This window comes from Algibacter agarivorans (assembly GCF_039543245.1).
GTDB lineage: Bacteria > Bacteroidota > Bacteroidia > Flavobacteriales > Flavobacteriaceae > Algibacter_G > Algibacter_G agarivorans.
Window position 1 is genome coordinate 1 of sequence record NZ_BAABJJ010000050.1, and the last position, 787, is coordinate 787.

The 787-nt window shown below is 30.7% G+C and carries 1 protein-coding gene; it reads right to left on the minus strand.

Annotated elements, in window-relative coordinates; genetic code table 11:
* Positions 1–787 (minus strand): IS3 family transposase (locus tag ABD935_RS16545; protein ID WP_345194039.1); only part of this gene is annotated, 787 nt, incomplete at both ends.

Consider the following 787-nt stretch of genomic DNA (forward strand, 5'->3'; position numbering starts at 1 on the left):
ATTCAAATTCGTTAATAGTTTTATACCCTAAAGTAGAGTGTATTCTTCTTTTATTGTACCAAGTTTCAATCCAACTAAAGACTGACAATTCAGCTTGTGACCTATAATTGTATTTGTGTTTATACACCCACTCTGTTTTTAAGCTTTTAAAGAATGATTCTGCTACAGCATTGTCCCAACAGTTACCTTTTCTGCTCATAGATTGAATTATTAAGCCTTCATAACTTTTTATAATATCTGTAAAAGTATAACTAGCATATTGAGATCCTCTATCTGAATGGAAAATAAGTTTTTCTGTAATTTCATTAGATTTAATAGCCATATGCCATGCAGAAATAATAGTGTCTTGTGTGGTTAAATTATCGTTCATAGACCAACCAACTACTTTTCGATTGAATAAATCAATAATGACAGTTAAATACATCCACCCTTGTTTGGTTTCTATATAAGTGATGTCTGACACCCATACTTGATTACTACGGGATACTTTAAAATTTTGATTTAAAATATTAGCAGCAATGGGATACTTGTGATTACTATCAGTTGTTGTCTTAAATTTGCGCTTTCTTCTAGCAAATAAACCATTCGCTTTCATTAATCTAGCTACTCTAGGTCTAGAAATATAATGTCCAAACTTTTCCAATGCCATTTTGATTCTTGGTGCTCCATAACTTTCAAAACTATCTTTAAAAATACTGGTAATTAATTCTGACAGCTTCTGATTATATAACCAAAGTTTTGAAACCTTAGCCTTTAACCAACTATAATAGCCACTAGTGCTAACTTT